The sequence below is a fragment of the Microcoleus sp. Pol11C2 genome (genome assembly GCF_036701505.1).
In the GTDB taxonomy this organism is placed as follows: Bacteria; Cyanobacteriota; Cyanobacteriia; order Cyanobacteriales; family Microcoleaceae; genus Microcoleus.
On the sequence record NZ_JAUBQX010000027.1, the window covers coordinates 14,434 to 36,529 of the forward strand.

Annotated in this window: 7 protein-coding genes; 2 read left to right on the forward strand and 5 right to left on the reverse strand. The window is 47.6% G+C overall.

Annotated elements, in window-relative coordinates:
- Positions 1–153 precede the first annotated feature (153 nt).
- Positions 154–1,332, forward strand: coding sequence for a WYL domain-containing protein (locus tag QUA42_RS16570; protein ID WP_333138298.1), 1,179 nt, complete (start codon positions 154–156; stop codon positions 1,330–1,332).
- A gap of 101 nt (positions 1,333–1,433) precedes the next feature.
- Here the strand turns inward: QUA42_RS16570 and QUA42_RS16575 are convergent, their stop codons facing one another.
- Positions 1,434–6,002, reverse strand: coding sequence for a response regulator (locus QUA42_RS16575; protein WP_333138300.1), 4,569 nt, complete (start codon positions 6,000–6,002; stop codon positions 1,434–1,436).
- A gap of 867 nt (positions 6,003–6,869) precedes the next feature.
- Entirely contained in the window at positions 6,870–9,968 is a 3,099-nt protein-coding gene (locus QUA42_RS16580) for an MFS transporter (RefSeq protein ID WP_333138302.1), read from the reverse strand.
- A 399-nt stretch (positions 9,969–10,367) separates the two neighbouring features.
- Here QUA42_RS16580 and QUA42_RS16585 point away from each other — a divergent pair, with 399 nt between their 5' ends.
- Entirely contained in the window at positions 10,368–11,762 is a 1,395-nt protein-coding gene (locus QUA42_RS16585) for a 2-polyprenyl-6-methoxyphenol hydroxylase-like oxidoreductase (protein ID WP_333138304.1), read from the forward strand.
- 105 nt (positions 11,763–11,867) lie between these two features.
- Here QUA42_RS16585 and QUA42_RS16590 read toward each other — a convergent pair whose 3' ends face one another.
- The 3 genes from QUA42_RS16590 to QUA42_RS16600 form a co-directional block, all read right to left on the reverse strand.
- Positions 11,868–18,947: a choice-of-anchor D domain-containing protein gene (locus QUA42_RS16590; RefSeq protein ID WP_333138306.1), complete on the reverse strand. Its 7,080-nt coding sequence runs from the start codon at positions 18,945–18,947 to the stop codon at positions 11,868–11,870.
- Positions 18,948–19,379: 432 nt separating this feature from the next.
- Positions 19,380–19,970 carry a sulfotransferase gene (locus QUA42_RS16595; protein ID WP_333138308.1) on the reverse strand — a complete coding sequence of 197 codons (591 nt, stop codon included), beginning with the start codon at positions 19,968–19,970 and terminating at the stop codon, positions 19,380–19,382.
- Between the two features lie 456 nt (positions 19,971–20,426).
- A complete protein-coding gene (locus QUA42_RS16600) occupies positions 20,427–21,308 on the reverse strand; it encodes a glycerol acyltransferase (RefSeq protein WP_333138310.1) in 882 nt (293 codons plus the stop codon).
- Between the last annotated feature and the right edge of the window lie 788 nt (positions 21,309–22,096).

Here is a 22,096-nt window from a genome sequence, read left to right on the forward strand (position 1 = left end):
CGAGCCAGCTTCATGTCTTCAGATTCACAATATTTATCAAACTTTTTTCACAACCTAAAGCTATCGAAATAAGGGCTTTCAGACATTTATATATTTTTATGTGAATATTGTCTTTTACTTGACTTTTCAGCAACTTACCCGCATCCACCCATCATGGCCAAAAAACCAACCCCTCACCCCTACGCCGACAAACTAACGTTCGATCGCATCATGCTTCTAATCGCCACATTAGTAAACCATCCCGGAATCGGACACTCGGACACCGAAACATCCGACAGTAAATATCACGATGCTTTGCTAGAAGTGCAATCTCAATTGCAGAAAATGGCCGCCGAATTCAGCATCGAATTTCCCGAAAACTATCCCGCAACTCCCACAATTCGCAAAGACTTAGAAACTTTGCGCCGCTACGGAATCCTGGACAAACGAATGTATCGCTTCGGCTACTATCTCGGCACCGGCGCAATGAATCGCGAAGAACTACTATTCGCATTTCAAGCAATAGCATCTCAAGCCAAATATCAGGGAAATCCCCAAGCCCGCCAAATTTGTGAAAAACTCACTAAACTGTTGCGCGGACTAGATATCGAACTCAAAGGTCAGTTGTTTTATCCGGTGCGCGAACACCTAAATCGTGCGATTATTTACACCGATCCTGTAGAAATGCTCGATCGCCAAGAATATCGGAATACCCTATTTCACAAACTAGACATCGTAGAAACAGCAATTGTTCGAGGCCAGGCGATCGAACTTTACCGTCAAAGCGATTATTACGGTAAAGGCCAAGTCGGTTTCCGGCGCATCTGGCCCCTGCAACTGATCTATCACGATATCGCTTGGTACATGATTTGCGAAGATTGCGAAAACGGACACTTAAGCGTAGAACGGGTGAATCGCTTTACTGACTGCTGCGAAATTATCGATGTAGAAGGGCGCGGTTTGGCAGTACAGGAACAACGTTTGAAAATAGCTCAAAAGTTGTTAAAAAACGGCTGGGGGCTGTTCTTGGGCAATCCAGAGCAACAGCAGGCCGAATTGCAGGGTACGCTGAAGTTAGAAAAAGTGAAGGTGCGGTTTTTTGAGAAAGTAGTTGGATTTATTTTAGAGGGCGATCGGCGGCATCCGCGACAAAAGATTAAAGAAGGTCCGAGGGATAGTTTTGGCAAAGTGGTTTATGTGGATTATCAGATCGATTTGCCCGATCGCTCCTTGAACGAATTCAGTCTGTGGGTGAACAGATATATGGATAGCGCGCAAGTGCTTTCCCCGCCGAGTTTGGTAGAAAAACACCGACAAGCAGCCAGAGATTTAGCGGATCGCTACAGCTTGTAATCCTAGGGAGGGTTTCACCAACCATCAATGCCTAGGCCTAAAACCAACCATATCAAAAACCCTCCCCCACCCACGAACAATAGTTAGTTATGACTTGTTAATTATTCTGTCCTTGTTTCGCTGTACTGCATTTCTATTTTTAACGCTGTTTCGACTCTTTGATACTCTGCCTCAACCTGTTCTAAAAGCGCGCAGGCCGGATCGGGTAAAGGCTGGTTAGCATTTGTTCCCATGCGGCCCATGATTTCGAGTTCCTCGCACAGCTCAAACAAGCGAAAAGCACCGAGAGTACCGCTAATCGATTTCAAAGAGTGAGCCGATCGCCGCAAAGCCAGCGGATCGGCGTTGGACAGAGCCATAGAGATGCCTCGCAGCAGTTCGGGAGCTGTTTCGAGGTAAATCTCGATCACCTCGTCCAAAGCTTCCACTTCTCGCAGTCCCTCTATAATCTTGGCACTCAGGGAATCGTGGCTATGTGACAAAGCCCGATCGAGATTTGATGCACCCCAATCAACGACTGCCGGCGAATTGGTAATTGTCAGTTGTGGATTTCCCGCAACAGCCACATTCGATCGCACTTGTAATTCACTCGTTCCTTCGATCTGTTCCGCCTGGGCATCCAAACAAACAATCGGCTGCAGACGATCAAATGCAGAGTTAGAGCGAGATTTACACGCGATCAAAGCTCGCACCAACTGCTCAATTGCGATCGGCTTGCTCAAATAGTCGTCCATCCCCGCAGCCATACACTCTTCGCGATCGCCCTGCATCGCATTTGCCGTCATCGCCACGATCCAAGGCCTCGTCGATTTTCGATTTTCGATTTTCGATTTTCGATTGTTAGATTCCTCATCAGTCAATTTTGGATTTTGGATTCGGGATTTTCGATTATTAGATTGCTCATCATTTGCGGAAACTTCTGATTTTCCCGTGGGATTTTGGGTCGAGTCTAGATTATTAGATTGCTCATTTGTTACTGAAACTTCTGATTCTCCCGTGGGATTTTCTAAAGTTAAATCTGCTGAAAATTGCTCGCGGATGTGGCGGGTAGTTTCCAGTCCGTCCATTTCCGGCATTTGCACATCCATCAGCACCACATCGTAAGGCTGGCGGCGCAAAGCTTCGAGTACTTCGATACCGTTTCCCGCCACATCCGCGCGATACCCCATCCGCTGTAAAATTTGCAAAGCCACCTTCTGATTCACCAAATGATCGTCAGCCAACAGAATCCGCAGGGGTAAGTTCTCTGCCAGCACGGGTATGCTTTGCAAGAAAGCCCCGCTAGTGCGCTGCCCTTTAAATTCCGTTGTCTGTTCTCCAAAAATATTGATTAAAACATTGTAAAGCTGAGATTGTTTGATGGGTTTATTCAAAAAAGCAGCAAAATCCATCTCCATAGCAGGGGGGTGAATTTCTTGCCGGCCGATCGAAGTTAGCATCACTAACGGCAACCTTTCGCAATCAGGATATCTGCGAATTTGCTCCGCTAAAGCTAACCCGTCCATTTCCGGCATTTGCATATCCAAAACTGCCAAGTCAAACATCTCTTTAGCAGCCAGCCAATCTAAAGCCAAACGAGCCGAAGCTGAAGCCCTAGCCACCATTCCCCAAGACTGAGCTTGGAGAGTCAAAATTCTGCGGTTGGTAGCATTGTCATCGACAATTAAGACTCGCTTACCACTTAATTCAGGTTGAGAATTGCTCAAGTTAACTGGTAAGGAATTCTTGCAGCCAGAAACGATCGTACTAAAATAAAAAGTAGAGCCAACGGATTTCGTATTTTGACCGCTCGGCTTGTTGCTGAGTACAGATTTGCCATAGCCATATTTTTCGGCAATTTCGCAAGATTCTGCCCATCCCAAATCAAAAACTGCCGATGATCTAAAATGGGCCGGAGGATTGCCCGCGACACTACCCATACTTTCCACCCACATCCGGCCGCCCATCATTTCGGCTAAACGCTTGCTAATTGCCAAACCCAATCCGGTACCGCCGTACTGCCGGCTCGTTGAAGAATCAACCTGGCTGAAAGATTTAAATAGCCGATCCATGCGATCGCTCGGAATGCCAATACCGGTATCTTTGACCGCAAAATGTATTTCGTATGCTGGGTTAATTGCTACCGGTTCGCCAGCAATTAATGGCGGTTCTTTAGCCTTAGCCGCCGGCACTGAAATCTTTTTGGCAGTCACCGAAACCACCACTTCTCCAGCGTCGGTAAATTTAACCGCATTACTGAGCAAGTTGATTAAAATTTGCCTCAAGCGGGTGCTATCGCCGATCGCCGTTGCCGGTACTGTACGATCGATCAAGTAACCCACTTCCAGTTTTTTTTCTGCCGCCTTGGCAGCTACCAAGTCTAAAGATTCCTCAATGCAAGTGCGGATGTCAAACGGATGTTCCTCCAAGTCCAATTTGCCCGACTCAATTTTCGAGAAATCTAGAATATCGTTGATCAGCGTCAGCAAGGCATCGCCGCTGCTACGGATAGTTTCTACAAAATCGCGCTGTTCGCGAGTTAAGGGGGTATCCAGCAGCAAACCGGTCATGCCGATGACTCCATTCATCGGAGTGCGAATTTCGTGGCTCATGGTGGCTAAAAATTCGCTTTTGGCTCTAGTAGCCGCCAGTGCTTGATCGCGAGCTTTTGCCAAATCTACGTCGGTTTGCTGGCGTTCGAGTTCGCTTCCCACCCACTGAGCCATCAGTTTCATCAACTCTCTGTCTACAGCTCGGAACGGTTCTGTCACAGGAGTCGGAGAAAAGAAGCACAGAGTTCCGTAAACTTCACCTGCCACAGTGACGGGAATGCCCATGTAAGCTTCGATTGGGAAGGCTCGATCGTGCGTGTTGAAGGAAAAACCCGAAAATCGCACCGACTCAAAGTAAATCGGTTCTTTTGCCATTGCCGTAGCGACGCAGAAAGTTTTTTCCAGATCATAGATTTGGTCTTTGACGATCGACCCGTCGGGACACTCAACAGCCATTATTTGATAGTTGTCGCCTTGAATGCAGGACAAAATTCCCACCGCCAGGCCTAAATGCCGACATCCCATTCCCAGCAGTTCTTGGAGGCGCAAATCAAAGGTAGAGAGGTGGTTGAGCGGGTCTGTACGGGGAGCCGAAGTCACTTGGTACAAAGCTTTGATTGCAGCTTCGCTTTCTCGCAGTTCTTGTTCTGTTTGCTTCCGCACGCTGATGTCGCGGGAAATGCCGATAATTTCTTGGACTTCGCCGGTTTGGGGATCACTGATCGTGCGGCCGGTGGTTTCAAACCAAATGTATTTGCCGTCTTTGCGGCGGATGCGGTAGCTGACGGTGTAAGTAACTGGGAGCGCCAGGACTTTCCAGTGAGCTTTGGCAATGGTTTCTAAATCGTCGGGGTGAAAATAATCCTTGGGGACGCGGCCGATGAGTTCCGAAGGTTCGTATCCCAGCAAAGCCCTGCTGGCGGGCGAGACGTAAACAAACACGCCTGTGGGGTCGTGTCTGGTGATCATGTCGGTTGAGTTTTCGGCCATCAACCGATAGCGGTCTTCGCTTTCATTACGTTCGACTTGAGAATTGCCCAATGCTTCTAGCATTCGGTTGATGGCGTCGGCCAAGCTTGCGAGTTCATCTTCTCCGGCCATAGGAACTCTCAAGCTTGGATCGCCGTTGGCTGCGATGTTGCTGACGCTGGTGCTCAAGGAAGCCAATCTCGCCAAGACTAATTTTTCTAGCAACAGCAGGGTGATGGCGCTAAATATTAAACCTACTGCCAGTATTGATAAGGTAAACAGCTCCAAGGTGGCCTGACCTTGGCCGTAGATGATGCGATCTGTTTCTACTCGCAGCAGCAGCGCTAGGTTGCCGTGGATGTCGCGAATCAGGGCGTATCCTGCGACTAAGGTGTCGCTGAGTGGCTCGACTAAAATTTCTACTGATTTGAGGTTGGAAATTTTGAGTTTGACATTTTCCAACTCCTGCCTCGATCGAGCCAGCGCCTTGGCGCTGTGCCCGAAGTAGTTCGCGGCTCCCACTTTAAAATCTAAGCTCGGCAATCTAAAATCCACTGACAGGTGAGTCAGTTCTGAAAGCAAACCTATTTCGCTGCTGTCGAGGTAGCGTCCCAAGATCAGCGTCCCCCGCGACGGGCCTTGGGCGTTGCTGTTGAAGATGGGCTTGGCGGCAATCAGCAGCCTGGCTTCTGGCAGGGTGAGAACGCCTGTTTTGGCGGCGGGACGATCGCCATCGACTGTCGATGAGTCTAGTAGCGCCTCGGTCAAGTGCTGTTTTAAGCTGTCGGGAATCGGGATTTCGGTTTGGGATTTAAGGTCGAAACCTTTGCTGAAGATCGTCTTACCGTTGGAGTCCAGCAGTACCAAGAAGTTTAGTCTCAAGTAAATAAATGTCGAATCGACGAAATTTGACTTGACAAAATTTTCGTTCCGTGTTTGGACGAAAGAGTAAGTATCGTCCCACTCGGCGTAATCTTGGGCGCTGGTGTCTAAATTCGACAAGTCATCATCTAATGCGTCCAAAGCCCGTGCGACATCCTGGCGGACGTACTGTGCCTCCAGGTTGTGAAAATCATGCAGCAAAATAGTTGATGCAGTGGCATAGAGAACCACAATCAGGCTGATCAGCGCTGCACCGATGATTAATAGTGTTTTTTTTCGGAGTTGCATGGCGTCGCCCTCCTCACGGTGCTACTAGGCAACTAGCCAGGAGAGGTTTGAGACGTAGGTTGTTTAGCATTGGCGATCGCAGGGCCTGCGTGTTTGGACTTTTCTGGGCTGACTTGGCAAAGCCCTTGGTAGTTCCAAGGTATCCGGTATGTTGCCCCCCACAGTCAGTGTAGTATTTTCACAGCTTTAGTTCCATATTATGCACAACCTATGACCTACAAGTTATAACCTGACGATCGGCGGCATCTTCAAAATTAACCGCCGATCAAACTCAAAACAGTTCGCGTTTGATACTGACGCAGCCAGGGAGGCGGGCGGTTGGGATAACAGGCGTGCTGGGTTGAGAACCCTAACTATTATTGTACCTAAAAAATATTGAGCCGACAGCGGACTGGCGCGTCGAGTTTTGCGCGCAAAAAGGTTCTCATTCCAGCAGCTTTTTTGATTTTTGTCGTTCTCTAGCAATCCTTGCAGGAGTTATGGAATGAAGCGAAAAGCCAATCCAGCGTCGAAGCCTGAACCACGTTCATAACTGAAAAAATTTGCTCTAGCAGAGGTAATTAATATCCACAGACTTTTCGTTTACATTTGCAAATAAAATAGAAAATCAGGAAATCCCAAAATTAAGATTTTAACTTATCTATTTTGAATGAATCAAAACTGCTAATTAAGATCTATAACTTCACGGTTTTTACCATCTTCAAAAAACCGATAGTAGCGGGCTTACCAATAACCTTAAACACTACCAAAAAGCTAAATACACCCGTTCTCAATCCCCGTTCAAATCCTTTACTAACATTAGTGCCTGATATCAGTAGAAACTCATATCAGGCACTATCGGCAATCCGATCGCAACTAAAGTCTTTTTTATCGGATGACGGCTAAAGCACCGGCGCCAGCAGCAGCAGCGGCCGAGGAAAGAGCCGTGAAAAACAGCCACCAAGAGGCAACTTCTGCTGCTTTCCGGGTTTCTTCGGCTTGTTTTTCGGCTTGCAGTTTGATGCTTTCGAGGCGAAGCTGTGCCTCTTGCTGCAAGCGTTCTGCTCTTTGCAATACGGTGTTGCGGCTTCTTTCAATTTGGTCGATCAAGCGGTTGGCATCTGCTTCGGAAATGTCCTCGCGGGAACTCATTAATGCTACTAAAGTATCGCGGTTGAAATGACCCAGCCGATCGCGCAAAGCGTCAAATCCGGCTTGCGGATCGTCAAATAACTTCCGCACGTCCCGCGTAATGCCTTCGTAGTTGAGTTCAGGGCGATCGAGCGAATTGAGGTAATCCCGAATTTTCCCGAGAATCCCGTCAATTACCGACTGAATACCCTCCTGTATTTTCTGAATTTGCATTGCGAACTCGTCACGCACCGACAAAATTCCATCGACAATGCGATTGGCTTCTGCTTCAGAAATATCCGGCCGCTGAGACAGCAGAGAAACAACTGTAGCTCGATCAATGTGTGACAAGCGCTCGCCCAAACTGTAAGCGCCGACTTTCGGGTCATGCAGCAGCAGTTGCAAGTCGCGCTTGATGGCTTCGGGATTTAATTCATCCTTGCCCGTATTACGCAAATAATCTTCTAAAACACTCTGAAAATCGTGCACTTGGCTTTGCACCCGTTTTGCCAAACGGCGCGGTGCTTTCACAATCGAGCCGAGAGTTTCCTGCACTTGGTCGATAATTTGATTGACTTGTTCCTCGCTCAAATCTTGTCTCTGAGAAAGCAGTTTTACCAAAGTATCGCGATCGACTTGAGACAGACGGCCGCGCAGTGCTAAAGCTCCTTCTTTGGGATTTTCCAGGAGTTTTGTCAAATCCCGCTTAATCCCTTCAGGATTGAGTTCTGATTTGCCAGTATTGCGAAGGTAATCTGCAAGGGCGGTGGTGGTATTGTCGTACTGATCCTTAGCTTTTTCGGCCAACTTTTGCGGTGCATGCAGCACGCCGTGCCAAGTTTCTTCGGTGCTGTCGAGAAGCTGATTTACTTGGTCTTCGCTGAGGTCTTTCCGCTGAGATAGCAATTTTACCAACGTTTGGCGATCGAACTTAGAAGCTCTAGCTCTCAGGGCCCACATTCCCGCTTCCGGGTTGTCCAGCAGCGTTTTCAAATCGCGCTTGATGCCTTCTGGATTGAGTTCTTCTTTGCCCGTAGACTTCAAGTATTCTTGTACTCTTTGCCACTGGTTGTCTAGTCGGGCTTGCGCTGCTTCTTGCAGACCGTTAGCATCTGCTAAAACTACCTCTCGCGTCCTTTCCAACTCTTGAACAATCTGTTCTACTTCCTGGAATCCGAAGTTTTCGCGGCCTCTGAGAATTTGCACGAAACTGTCGCGGGTGTAAGGAGAAAGCCGATCGCGCAACTGTTCGTAACTAGCGTCGGAATCCTCTAAGATTTTTTTGAAATCGCTGCCGATACCTGCTGCTGTCAGTTCCTCTTTCGGAGTCAGCTTCAAATAAGTTTCTAGCCGCCACTGCAAATCGCGAGACTTTTCTTGCTCCTCGGCAAAGATCACGGTTTGTAAAACGCGCTGTCTAATTGCTTCTAATTCCTGGGAAATTTGTTTAATTTTGTCTTGGGTAAAAACACCTCTACTAGCCAGGATTTCGGCAAAATTAGACTGTTTTAGTTTTTCTAATTCGCGGCGCACAGTTCCGGGGTCTGCTGTAGGATCGTAGAGAACGTCCCGAAATTCGCGCTCGATGGCTTGGGGGTTCATCTGCCACGAATAAGTGTTGAGTAGGTAGTTTTCTACGTCGGCACGAATTGGGCTGTAAGTTACAGGTTCGCCTTTGACTTGAGCGGTAATTTTATCAGTTTGCTGGGTAACTTTGTCTTTAGCTTCTTTGAGCTGACCGACTACTTTTTCAACATCCAAGTCAGAAATATCCGTGCGACCCAATACTATTCCCATTAAAGCATTGACTGCCATTGTCGTTGCTTGGGACATCATGGTCGGGCTTTGTCCAGAATTTTGACCGCCCAGATTGCTGAGGGCTTTTTCTACCCTACTTGCCAATTTATCTGAGACCAAATCTCCCGATTTTGCAGATTTGAGATAGTCTACTAATTGAGCGATGCCGTCTGATTGCTGCCCTTGTTTTCCTACTTGTTTCCAAGCATCTTGAAGTTGGTCTACAATCCGGTTTACGTCGCGTTTTGATAAGTCCGATCGCGAACTTACTAAATCTACGAGAGTTTGCCGATCGAGATTCGGCAAATTTTCGGCTGCAATGGTTTTTAGTTGCGGATCATTAAGCAATTTTTCAAACTCGCTACGCATCCCTTTGATGTCTAATTCTGGCGGTTTGAGGCTTTGGATGTAGTCTTCAACGTTTTCGCGCAAGCTTGTGGGGTCGATCGCGCTACCCAGTTCATGGCCCACTGCTGCTGCTGCTGCTTTGGCGGTGGCGACTACTTGGTTGCTGGCTGCTTTGGCGCCGATGGCCGAGGCTGCGGTGCCGACAATGGCTTGAAACCCTGATGTGGCGGTGTTGACGACGGAACCTATCAGGGAACCGACGGTGGTGGAACTCACCCAAACAAGCATTGAGAAATAGGTGGCCCACACGACTAAACCGACGATCGCACCTAAACCAGGACTGCTAATCAAGCTGAGCTTAACTGCTAGCAAGCAAGCAAAGAATAGGGCGATGGTGACGGTAATCAGCGTCCAAGTGCCTACTTTTCGGCCGATGTGGCGGACTGGGGAGCTGCCACTATCCGAGTGGTGGTCGTCGTCGTGGGATTGTCCCATGTACGAAAGGCCCGCGGCTACTGATAAATTTGTTAGCAATAGTTGGAAAGCGCAGGCGAGTACCACTCCAGCTATCAAGGCGATAAAAAATTGCGGCCCGGAATAGAGGAGTGCTGCGTCTTCTGCTGTGTTTGTAGTAGTCTGCTCTACTGGCACTTGGGCCAGCCAGAACCCGATGTTATACAGTTGTGGATTTATTGGCAAATTTTGATACATAGTATATTCCTCGTTAAGGAGTGGGTGCGCGCGCTCATTGGCGCAAGTTAACCAATGTATAGTTTTAGACTCATGCCCCCAATGGCAAGCATCGCCTTATTGACGAGCTAAAGCATCCCCCTACAGTTGGAAGTGTAGAAATATGTCTGCGGCCGGCTGTCACTTTAGGAATATTTGTGCTATGTAAATTGGCAATTGTGAAGTTGTTAGTTCTCAGGTATGAGTAAGGTGCGCTGCGGCGCATCCGAGATAGATGGTAGTAATGGTAAGTCGGATTAAAATAATGGCAGAGGAAAATATTTGGTCGATCGATATTAAGAGTTGGTACAGGAACCCAGACAAATTGTTCACAATTCATCTACCAATGCCATAGCAAATTAGCTTTGAAGGGATTCGATAGTGCAGCGAGAAAGTCATGCAATTATTATTGGCGGCAGTTTAGCAGGACTGTTGGCATCTAGAGTATTAGCAAAACACTTCGACCGAGTAAGTATTATTGAACGAGATTTTTTTCCAGAAAAACCCGCACCTCGCCCCGGTATTCCTCAATCCCGTCATCTTCACATCCTTTTAAATCGGGGAAAAATCATCCTAGAAGAGTTTTTTCCCGGCTTGGAAAACGAACTGGTAGCTGCTGGTGCTCCTAGTTTAGACCCGAGGTCGATAGGGTGGTTTAGTCCGGCGGGTTGGACCCCGCACTTTAGCCCGGATCTAAATGATTTAATTATGTTCAGTCGGGATTTACTCGATTGCCAAGTTCGCCGCAGGTTGGCTGAAAATACGAACGTGCATTTCCTCGAAGGAGGCACAGTAACGGGGTTGCTGGCGAATGCCTCACGCACGGAAGTTGCTGGCGTCTCGGTGCGTTTTCGCGATCGCCACAACCCTGGTAACATCCATGCAGAGAATTTGTATGCAGATTTAGTAGTCGATGCTGGTGGCAAAGTTTCCAAAACACCTCAATGGTTGAAAAGTTTGGGCTATGAACCTCCGCTAGAAACCACTATCAATGCTTTTGTCGGCTATGCCAGCCGCATCTATAAATGCAGCGGTAAATTGTCAGACACTGCGCCAGTATTTATGTCAACCGCACCGCCCTTTCGCACCCGTGGCGGTGGAATTTTTCCGATCGAAGGCAATCGCTGGGTGGTGACTCTCTTCGGGGGCGATCGCGATTATCCCCCCGCAGACGAAGCAGGTTTTCTAGAATTTGCCCGCACTTTGCCAACCCCGACAATTTATGATGCAATTAAAGCCGCAGAAGCAATAACACCGGTTTATAGTTATCGAGGTACAGAAAACCGTTTGCGCCACTACGAGCGCCTCCGTCGTTACCCTGAAAACTTAATAATTATCGGTCATGCAGTTTGCGCTTTTAACCCGATATACGGACAGGGAATGACGGTTGCTGCACTAGATGCTCAGATGCTAGATGAATGTTTGCAAAAGCAAAGAGAGCGGTATCAAGAAGGCGATTTAAGAGGCTTGGCGCGACAATTTCAACAAAAACTAGCAAAATTACATACTATCCCTTGGACGTTTGCTATCAGTCAGGATTCCCGCTATCGGGGGAGTACAGGTGCGAAACCAAATTTGGGTACGCGGCTGATTATTGAGTACATGGAGTTGGTGTTAAAAGCGCTTGTAGATGATGCTAAAGTTTGCCAAGCATTTTTGGAAGTTGTGCACATGATTAAGCCCCCGGCTGTACTTTTTCATCCCAGTATTGCGCTGAAGGCGATCGGGCAATTAGCCAGCGGCGGGCAGAAAGTAGAAGGCACAAGGCAGAATTAATAGAAAGACTTGAGACGGAATGAGCTTATTTTTGCCTCTTCTATTTTTTCAGCATCAAGAGATATAAACGCAGATGAAATCATATTCATCTGCGTTATTTTAGGTTCAGACTATTCGGAAATCGCTAACACCAATTAGGGTGGCGTTGACTCCAGTTAACGAAGCAAATACTTCTCCACTTCCCTTGAATTTAATCAGCGCACTGTTATTGTTCTGACTAATTTCTAACTGGTCAAAACTCAGACCTCCCGACAATCCGATGAGATCCTGACCTTTGACAAAATCAGAGACAATATCAAATCCTTGATTAAATCCTATGACAAATGTGTCATTGCCAAAACCGCCACTTAAGCTGTCGTTGCCTAAACCTCCAAACAAAATATCATTACCTTCGCAACCGAGAAGCGTATCGTTACCTAGGTCTCCATAAATCGAATCGTTGCCCAAGCTGCCGTCAATTAAATCATTGCCTTGACCGCCATAAGCTAGGTCATCTCCTGCACCGCCGCAGAAAGTATCATCTCCGAGTTGTCCGTAGAGAGTATCATTGCCTTCACCGCCGAGAATGAAATCGTTTGCTTTACCGCCGAATAAATTATCGTTTCCTTTGCCACCGTCGATGAAATCATTGCCTTGATTGCCAAAGATTAAGTCATTATCTTCTTTGCCGTTAATTGAATCGTTGCCCTGATTCCCGAAAATAACATCTTCGCCAAAACCACCAAGAATGATGTCGTTTTCTTTGCCGCCAAACAGGATATCGTCTCCCTGATTGCCGTCAATGAAGTCATTGCCTTCATTGCTGTTGAAGATATCCTTTAATTCGCCACCAATCAGGTTGTCGTTGCCTTCTTTAGCATCGAAGATATTGGTACTGTTGCTGCCAAAATATGCGTCATTTTTGGGAGTCCCAATTAGCAGAACACCACCATTGATAATGTTATCAATTTGTTGGTTGGGTTGGTTGAGATTGGGATACTCAATTTTGTCGCAAATGCAGTCTGCATCGGGAAGGTTAACAGGCGTTGGCGTGGGTACCGGTGCAGGAGTTGGCGTGGGTACCGGTGCAGGCGTTGGCGTGGGTACCGGTGCAGGCGTTGGGGTTGTTACTGGTGCAAAAGTTGGCGTGGGTACTGGTGCAGGTGTTGGCGTGGGTACCGGTGCAGGCGTTGGCGTGGGTATCGGTGCAGGAGTTGGGGTTGGTACCGATGCTGTGACTGATGCTGAAATCGCGAAATCAAAGGGATTTTCATCATTATCATCATTGACAAATTGCAACGTACCTGTTTTATTTCCGGCTGTGGCTGTATCTACTTGAACTTGCACATTTGCACTCGCGCCGGCGGCGACAGTTGCAGGTAAATTTCCGACTAAGCTAAATCCAGTTGGTAAAGTCAGGTTGCTGAGGTTTAAAGCTGCTGTACCGAGATTTTTCACGGTAAAGGTTTTGTTGAGAGTGTCGCCAATTAATGCACTACCAAAGTCGATCGTACTTGTACTACCATCAGCAATATCCGTTGTACCGTCTAAGACTTGGATTTCTGGTAATGGTGTAGCTGTGACTGATGCTGAAATCGGGAAATCAAAGGGATTTTCATCGCTGTCATTATTGACAAATTGCAACGTCCCTGTTTTATTTCCTGCTGTGGCTGTATCTACTTGAACTTGCAGGCTAGTGGTATCGCCTGCTGCGAGAGTTTCAGGTAAATTTCCTACAATGCTAAATCCGGTTGGTAGGGTAGGATGACTGAGGTTTAAAGCTGCTGTACCGAGATTTTTGACGGTAAAGGTTTTGTTGAGAGTGCCGCCAATTAATGCACTGCCAAAGTCGAGATCACTTATCGTACCATCAACTATATCTGTTGTGCCGTCTAATACTTGGATTTCTGGTAATGCTGTTGCTGTGACTGATGCTGAAATCGGGAAATCAAAGGGATTTTCATCGCTGTCGTTATTGGCAAATTGCAACGTACCTGTTTTATTTCCTGCCGTGGCTGTATCTACTTGAACTTGCAGGTTAGTTGTACCGCCAGCGGCGACAGTTGCAGGTAAATTTCCGACAATGCTAAATCCGGTTGGTAAAGTCAGGTTGCTAAGGTTTAAAGCTGCTGTACCGAGATTTTTGACGGTAAAGGTTTTGTTGAGAGTGCCGCCAATTAATGCACTGCCAAAGTCGAGATCACTTATCGTACCATCAACTATATCTGTTGTGCCGTCTAATACTTGGATTTCTGGTAATGCTGTTGCTGTGACTGATGCTGAAATCGGGAAATCAAAGGGATTTTCATCGCTGTCGTTATTGGCAAATTGCAACGTACCTGTTTTATTTCCTGCCGTGGCTGTATCTACTTGAACTTGCAAAGTCGCACTACCAGCGGCTGCAACAGTTGCAGGTAAATTTCCGACAATGCTAAATCCGGTTGGTAAAGTCAGGTTGCTAAGGTTTAAAGCTGCTGTACCAAGATTTTTGACGGTAAAGGTTTTGTTGAGAGTTCCGCCAATTAATGCACTGCCAAAGTCGAGATCACTTATCGTACCATCAACTATATCTGTTGTGCCGTCTAATACTTGGATTTCTGGTAATGCTGTTGCTGTGACTGATGCTGAAATCGGGAAATCAAAGGGATTTTCATCGCTGTCGTTATTGGCAAATTGCAACGTACCTGTTTTATTTCCTGCCGTGGCTGTATCTACTTGAACTTGCAAAGTCGCACTACCAGCGGCTGCAACAGTTGCAGGTAAATTTCCGACAATGCTAAATCCGGTTTGTAAAGTCAGGTTGCTAAGGTTTAAAGCTGCTGTACCAAGATTTTTGACGGTAAAGGTTTTGTTGAGAGTTCCGCCAATTAATGCACTGCCAAAGTCGATCGTACTTGTACTACCATCAGCAATATCCGTTGTTCCGTCTAATACTTGGATTTCCGGTAATGGTGTAGCTGTGACTGATGCTGAAATCGCGAAATCAAAGGGATTTTCATCGCTATCATCATTGACAAATTGCAGCGTACCTGTTTTATTTCCTGCTGTGGTTGTATCTACTTGAACTTGCAGGTTAGTTGTACCCCCTGCTGCAACTGTTGCAGGTAAATTTCCGACTAAGCTAAATCCGGTTGGTAAAGTCAGGTTGCTGAGGTTTAAAACTGCTGTACCGAGATTTTTCACGGTAAAGGTTTTGTTGAGAGTTCCGCCAATTAATGCACTGCCAAAGTCGATCGTACTTGTGGTACCATCAGCAATATCTGTTGTTCCGTCTAATACTTGGATTTCTGGAGTTGCTGTTGCTGTGACTGATGCTGAAATCGGGAAATCAAAGGGATTTTCATCGCTATCATCATTGACAAATTGCAGCGTACCTGTTTTATTTCCTGCTGTGGTTGTATCTACTTGAACTTGCAGGTTAGTTGTACCCCCTGCTGCAACTGTTGCAGGTAAATTTCCGACAATGCTAAATCCGGTTGGTAAAGTCAGGTTGCTAAGGTTTAAAACTGCTGTACCAAGATTCTTGACGGTAAAGGTTTTGTTGAGAGTCGCACCGACTGTGACACTGCCAAAGTCGATCGCACCTATCGTACCATCACCAATATCCGTTGTACCGTCTAATACTTGAATTTCTGGTAAGGGAGTTACGTCGTTATCGATATTAGTCACCGCGACATCGGCTGGATTAAATCCGTTGTAATTAGTGTCGCTACTGGTAGCGGCGGCGGTGACTATGTTATAGGCTTTATTCCCATCTACTAGATTGTCATCAACTCCCGTTGCGGTGACTGTTTGGGGAGTATTCCAATTAGCATTCGTGAAAGTGACTGAAGTTGGGGAAACTGTTCCTTTGGCGGTGTTATCGCTGGTTAAACCTACAGTCACATCTGCCGTCGGTTGACTGTTGAGTTGGATGGTAAATGTTGCTTTCCCTCCGGCTTCTGTGGTGTTTCCACTAATGGCGGAAACTGTAAATCCGGCGGTGTCGTTATCGGTATTAGTCACCGCGACATCGGCTGGATTAAATCCGTTGTAATTAGTGTCGCTACTGGTAGCGGCGGCGGTGACTATGTTATAGGCTTTATTCCCATCTACTAGATTGTCATCAACTCCCGTTGCGGTGACTGTTTGGGGAGTATTCCAATTAGCATTCGTGAAAGTGACTGAAGTTGGGGAAACTGTTCCTTCGGCGGTGTTATCGCTGGTTAAACCTACAGTCACATCTGCCGTCGGTTGACTGTTGAGTTGAACTGTAAATGTAGCTTTCCCACCAGCCTCGGTAGTAGTTAATCCTGTGGTTGGTGTGATGGTAATGCCAGCATTATCATTATCAGTAATTGCCACACTTTGGTTAGTAGTAGCACCTAATCCTATCCCTGTTGACGGGTTGCTAATTGTTAAAGTAGCTGTTTCCACACCTTCGGCAATTAAATCATCATTAACTGTTAGGGTTACTTGCCCCGTCTTACTTCCATCTGGTATCGTGATTTGAGTGGGAATAGCAGCGGTAAAATCAGCAGCGCTACCAGTACCAGTTAATGCAAAGTTAAGTGTTTGAGCGCCGAAGACGTTACCTTCTGCAGTGGCGGTAAAGGTAATAGCAGTTTTCCCGGCTTCGCTGGCAGTATTTGTGCTGGCAGTGAGGTTAACTTTCGGTACGGGAATGGTGATATTAAAGGTGGCTATGTCGGAAAGGTCAACACCAGTATTCTCCGTACCACCGTTATCTTGCACTTGTACACTAACGGTGGCAGTACCGGGTTTACCAGTGGGAGTGTAGGTCAGCGTGCCATTAGTTGCTACAGTTGGTTGAGTTGTAAATAGGGTGTTGTCGGTGTTAGTAACCGTGTAGTTGCTAACTGTTTGAGTGGCTTCATCGGCGGTGCCGAAAGTAACGCTATTTACCCAATTACTGACGGTTTGAACTGTATTTGTCCAAGCTGTTAGGGTTTGATTGCCTAAGTTACTGAAACTGGGTTTGTCGTTGACGGGGGTAACGGTGATGGCTGCGGTGTCGGTAGCGGTGCTGAAGACTGTGCTACTGCCGTTGGTGCTGCTATTAGCGGTGCCGCCGTTAGTGCCAGAGAGCGTATCCCAGGCGCGGAAGGTGATGCCGTTGGTGACGGTGCCGTTGTAGTTGGCGTTGGGTTGGAAGTAAATGCGGGTATTGGCATTGGCGGTGAGTAGGCGAGCATTGGTATTGGATACTGCGCCCAACGCGTTCCAAGTAGTACCTCCATCTATGGTGTAAAACCAACTGCCGTTAGTGTCGGCGGCGGTGATGGCGATGCCTGCCACTGCGCCAATGTCGGGGTCGGTGATGTTTGTACCTATAGCAGCAATAGATGAGATGAGGTTGCCGACAGCGCCCGTGGGAACACTGGAGTCTTCTAGGATGTTCGTGAGGGTGACGGTGGTATCGGCAAGGACGGGTGCAGTGTTGATGCTGCCGTAAACATCGTTATTATCTTGGTTAACTCCTTGACCGTTGGCGGGGGTGTTGGCAGCGGGAGTGCCAGCTTGGTTGGCAGCGGTGTTGCCGGTGAAAGTTGCTCCAAATGAGATGACTGTGGGTAGCGCGGTGGGCATTCCCTGATCGCCACCATAAAAGTTGATGAGAGAACGCATGGCAAAAAGTGCCCCACCTTTGCCGAAGCTGCCGTAGCCACCGAAGCCGCCGATGCCGATGCCGCCTGTAGCAGTGTTGTTGGTAAATGTGGTGCTGTCAAGGATGAGAGTACCTTGACGGATGAATACTGCACCCCCCATGCCGTCGCCGCCGTTCTTGCGGCTATTGACGAAGCCGCCGCCACCGGCGCCACCACCGAAGGGACCGAGGCCGCCTCTGCCGTAGCCGCCGCCGCCGCCGTAGCCACCTCTGCCGCGGTAGCCGTTGCCGCCGAAGCCGCCGTTGCCGTTGCTACCACCACCACCTCCGCCTGCGTTGCCGCCTCTGCCGTAGCCACCGCCGCCGCCGAAGCCGCCGTAGCCACCGAAGCCACCACCGCCGTTGCCACCGCCGAAGCCGCCGTTGCCGCCGATGCCAGTGCCGCCGCCGCCGCCGAAGTCGCCGTTGCCGCCGGTGCCGTCGCCACCGCGGCCGGCGGTGCCGCCAGTGCCGCCGGTGCCAGTGCCGCCGGTGCCGCCGACGCCGCCGTTGCCACCGACGCCGGTGCCGCCGTTGCCACCGGGGCCACCGTTGCTGCCAGTCTGGTTGGCACCATTATTAGCCGGATTGAGAGGCACAAAATTAGCACTGCCGCCCGTGCCACCAACCCCACCATTTCCGCCAATGGCAGAGTTATTAGAAAAGGTGACAGAATTCAGGCTGACTGTGCCGTTATAAACAAACAAGCCACCCCCCATACCTGCGCCCCCACCACTACCATCTCCGCCCTGGGCACGACCCCCCCTCATGGTCATGTTGGTGAAACTGACGGTTCCAGACTTCACAAAGAAGAGGCGAACGTCACCCGTATCATTGATGCTATTGTTATTGGCATCTCCACTGACTATAAAACCGCCACCAATAAAAGCGATATTGCTATCGATTAGCTGATTCGGAATTTGCGTAAACGTGACATTTGTTTGGAGAGTAATTGTGTCATCTCCGGCTGCGGTATTCGCATCTAAAATTGCTTTGCTTAAAGTACCTGCTACAGTGCCCGTGCCATCATCGGTTGCCACTGTGACATTAAAATTTGCCAGTGTATAGTCATAATCTTCCATCGCCTGCCGATTAAACGGCACGGCGGACTCAATTTGGCCCGTTACTATTTCTAAATCCCAGTCGCCCCCTTTAGCTGCATTTCCAGTCAAGTTGTCGGAAGCTGCTACATCCGCTTGAGTTATTTCGCTCAATTGCTTGACAAAATTCTTGCCGTATTCTCCCTCTGCTACGTCGCATCCATAAAGTAGGATATCGCCATTTTCCGTCAGAGCATTTCCCCACTGTTTTAGCTGAGTGTTAAATTTTTCTAAAGCATTCCCATTTAGCACGTCTGAACCAAGTTTGAAACTGCCTTGGTTGCCGTGAGAAAGGATATGCACGGCGTCTCTGTCTTTTTGATTGGCTAAGGCGTTTGTAATTTGTTCGATGCCGCTCAAATTGTCATTTAAAATGACAATTTGAGCGGCATCGGCGTTTTGAATAAGGCTTTGATAGTCTTGTACGGATGAGTCTACGAAAATAATTTGGTTGTTCACGGTAGATTACCTGATAGTTTTTGCTTGGTCTTAGATATCAATAGTCGTCAAAAATCTATGTTAATTTTGCTTTCGCTACAATGGCGCTGGCGCGGCTATTTGTTGCATCTGTCCAAAAAGATAAGCCATCAAATCGCTCAAACAAATCGGGTGGTAAAATGGTTTTTCTAGGTTTAAACTCGACTTGAGAACGCACCTGATGTAACCCTTGTGTTTTCAGCTTATTATCAAATTCTGGCTCTTGATATTCAACACTATCAAAATCATGCTAAAAATGGTCTTCACCAATAAATTGATAAATCAACGACATGGTTTTAGCCGGGTTTATGGTTAATAGCTCGTAATCAACCAAGAGGAGAGAGGCACTCTGTTCGCTGTAAAATGCTTCTTTAAGGGCGTTATAAGCATAACCCACTAAACGTGAACCTTGGCTTAATGCCTCCGTGCGACTGTAGACTGTAGCCCGTTCCGCTGGATTATTAAATAACCGGGAAACATCAAAGGCGTGGCGTTGCTGATTTGAGGGATGAAAAGAATTTGGCATGATGTCCTCTCCCCTTGTAGAGACGCGAAATTTCGCGTCTCTACATTCGTGTTGGGTTGTGGGATTTCATACGTCGATTCAGCAACGCCAAAGGCGTTACGCCGAATCAGTAGCTCGATGCTGTCCATAATCCAAGCGATGTTTCTGACACAGCAGATGACTTTCGCTTCGGGAAATAGTTCCCGAATTAATGGCAATTTGCTGCACCAAAGGCGATTGGTGTCAAAGACAATTTCTTTATCAACTTGCGGGTGGTAGTAAGCTGAAAAGATGCTCATAATCAGCGCCCGTTTTTGTTCAGGCGAAATAAACGTGGAAAACTCATTGTCTTCGCTCATGGCTTCCAACATTCGCTCTACTAAACCCCCCACAGGGCTAGTCATGGCGGCGTGAAACCGGGGGTTTTGTCGCAGGATGGCTGCTAGTAAGGTAGAGCCTGAACGCGGCAATCCCGAGATAAAGTGGACTTTCTGGAGCATCCAGTTGGAATATATTTAAGGTGGGCAAGTAGTCGGCATTTGAAGAGAAGAAAGCCATCGCTTTTGCGGTTGCTACTTGCTGTATCATTGCAGACTATTGACTTTCAATAATCTCTGGAGGCCAGACAGTGCATCTAGCATCTGAGACGGTATCTGCTTTAAGTTGGATGTTGCATAACTTTACGGAATTACCGCCGAGTTTATTGCAAAATCTATCTTGCGGTAGATGGCAGTCAATTGAGTTTATGATTATACACTCGCGAGTGGGAGAAAAGTGCAATCGAACTCGGCCAATAATAATCATAACCTCGGTCATTGCTTTGGAAAAAAGTCTGCTCAGAGAAATCTTGACCAAAATCAGTCCTGGCCGCACCCGCAACCCAAGCGCTGGGGGGGTCTTCTACCGGGATTCAGGGCTGTAAGAAGGTTGTTTGATCGATCGAACTTCTGCTATTCTCAATTGCCCGCCAAACAATCTAATTGTGCTTGCATTTGAGTGGTAACTAAATCGAAACAAGCATCAACATAATCGCGATCGCGCGCCGCCTCCGAACCGTACCTCTCAAATACAATTGGTTCGCACACGCGAGTCCGAATTTGCACGGGTAAAGGCAAGTTCGGCAAAGGCCCAATACTCAATCCCCAAGGCAATCCCAAATACACCGGAAATACCACCGGATCGATGCCCAACAACCACGGCATCCCCCATTGATGCAATTGCTTAACTTGTTCGTATAAATCTGCCAACACTATCAAAGTATCGTGGGCACCGTGCGATATAATTGGTAAAATTGGCACTTCTTCTCGCAATGCTAATTTGATAAATCCCTTGCGTCCCGCAAAGTAGATTTGATCGCGCAAGTGGTGGGGGCGAAAAACATCTTGGGCGCCGCCCGGATAGACGAGAACTGCGGCATTTTTGCGTAAAGCTGCGATCGCCATTTTTGGATGTGCCTGGAGGGCACCACACTCAACCCCCATACTAGCAATCTCTGGGGAAACCTTCCATACCGTGGGGTGCATCAATCCGTAGGCCAAGCGTTCCGTGCCGTACCTGCGGAACCATTCGTATAGGAACATAAACATATCTGGAGCGGCGAGTCCCCCGTTATGAGAACCGACAACAAGCATTTTTCCGCTCGCGGGTACATTGTGCCAACCGTCGCTTTGTACGCGAAAATAGTAGCGGTACAGCCATTCCCAGATTGGCAACAGAAGCTTAATGAAGTCGGGATTGCGATCGTCTAAAGATAGACCGTCAAAGGGATAGTTAGAGGATTTGCCGTCTTTTTTGTTAGTAGTTTTTGTCACTGAGAAAATATTTAACGCTTTGGTCATTATATAACAGAAGGAAGAAAGCTTTAACTCTCGAATAGAGCAGGCTTTAGTTATTTCGGCAAGAAGGAAGAAGGGAGGAGATTAGTTGGGCTTTTCCTCTCCATGTGCGTGCGCTAATCCCGATCGCCCTCCCCAAAAAAGATTTTTCCTATCCTTAATATGCTCCCATTCCGAGGGAATCTACCGCATTAGTTTTAGCAAGTGAAAACCTCATAAACATCGAGGGCGGTTGCTATAGCAATATAATTAAATCAGAATTGGCGCAAATATTTGGTTTCTGATTTGAGCGGGCTCGTTTTGTTCGGAGGTTTTGTGCTGGTTGTCTCCACAGGAACAAAACCGTTTGCAAACAGCTACAGCCACTGTCGCTGATCCGGAGGTGGCTTTAGCCACAAAAACATAACTGTGCCTTAAGCCGAGAAATTTCCGTTTTGGAAGATTTTATCAAATTGACGCCCGCCATCGGGTCAATGCTAGCGATTTGCGCTGTTTGCCACAATTTTAATAGTCCTGGACGCACGTACTACGATTTTCTGTCCGAAGATAAAGTAGTGAAGCAATCTCAAACCCTTGATTTAACGCCCTTGAGTGCCTAAGCCCTGTTTAAGTAAGGTACGATCGACAGTTGAGTTATGTGAGCTATCGAAGAACTGTATCCGGCTTCCGACACCCCACTACGACGATGGGGTTGATCGCGCCAATCGCCTGTCACTGAGAATCTGGGAGGATCTACAGCACAATCTCGCTCTCGAATCTGCCAAGAATTCACCTGAAATGTAGCCCCATAT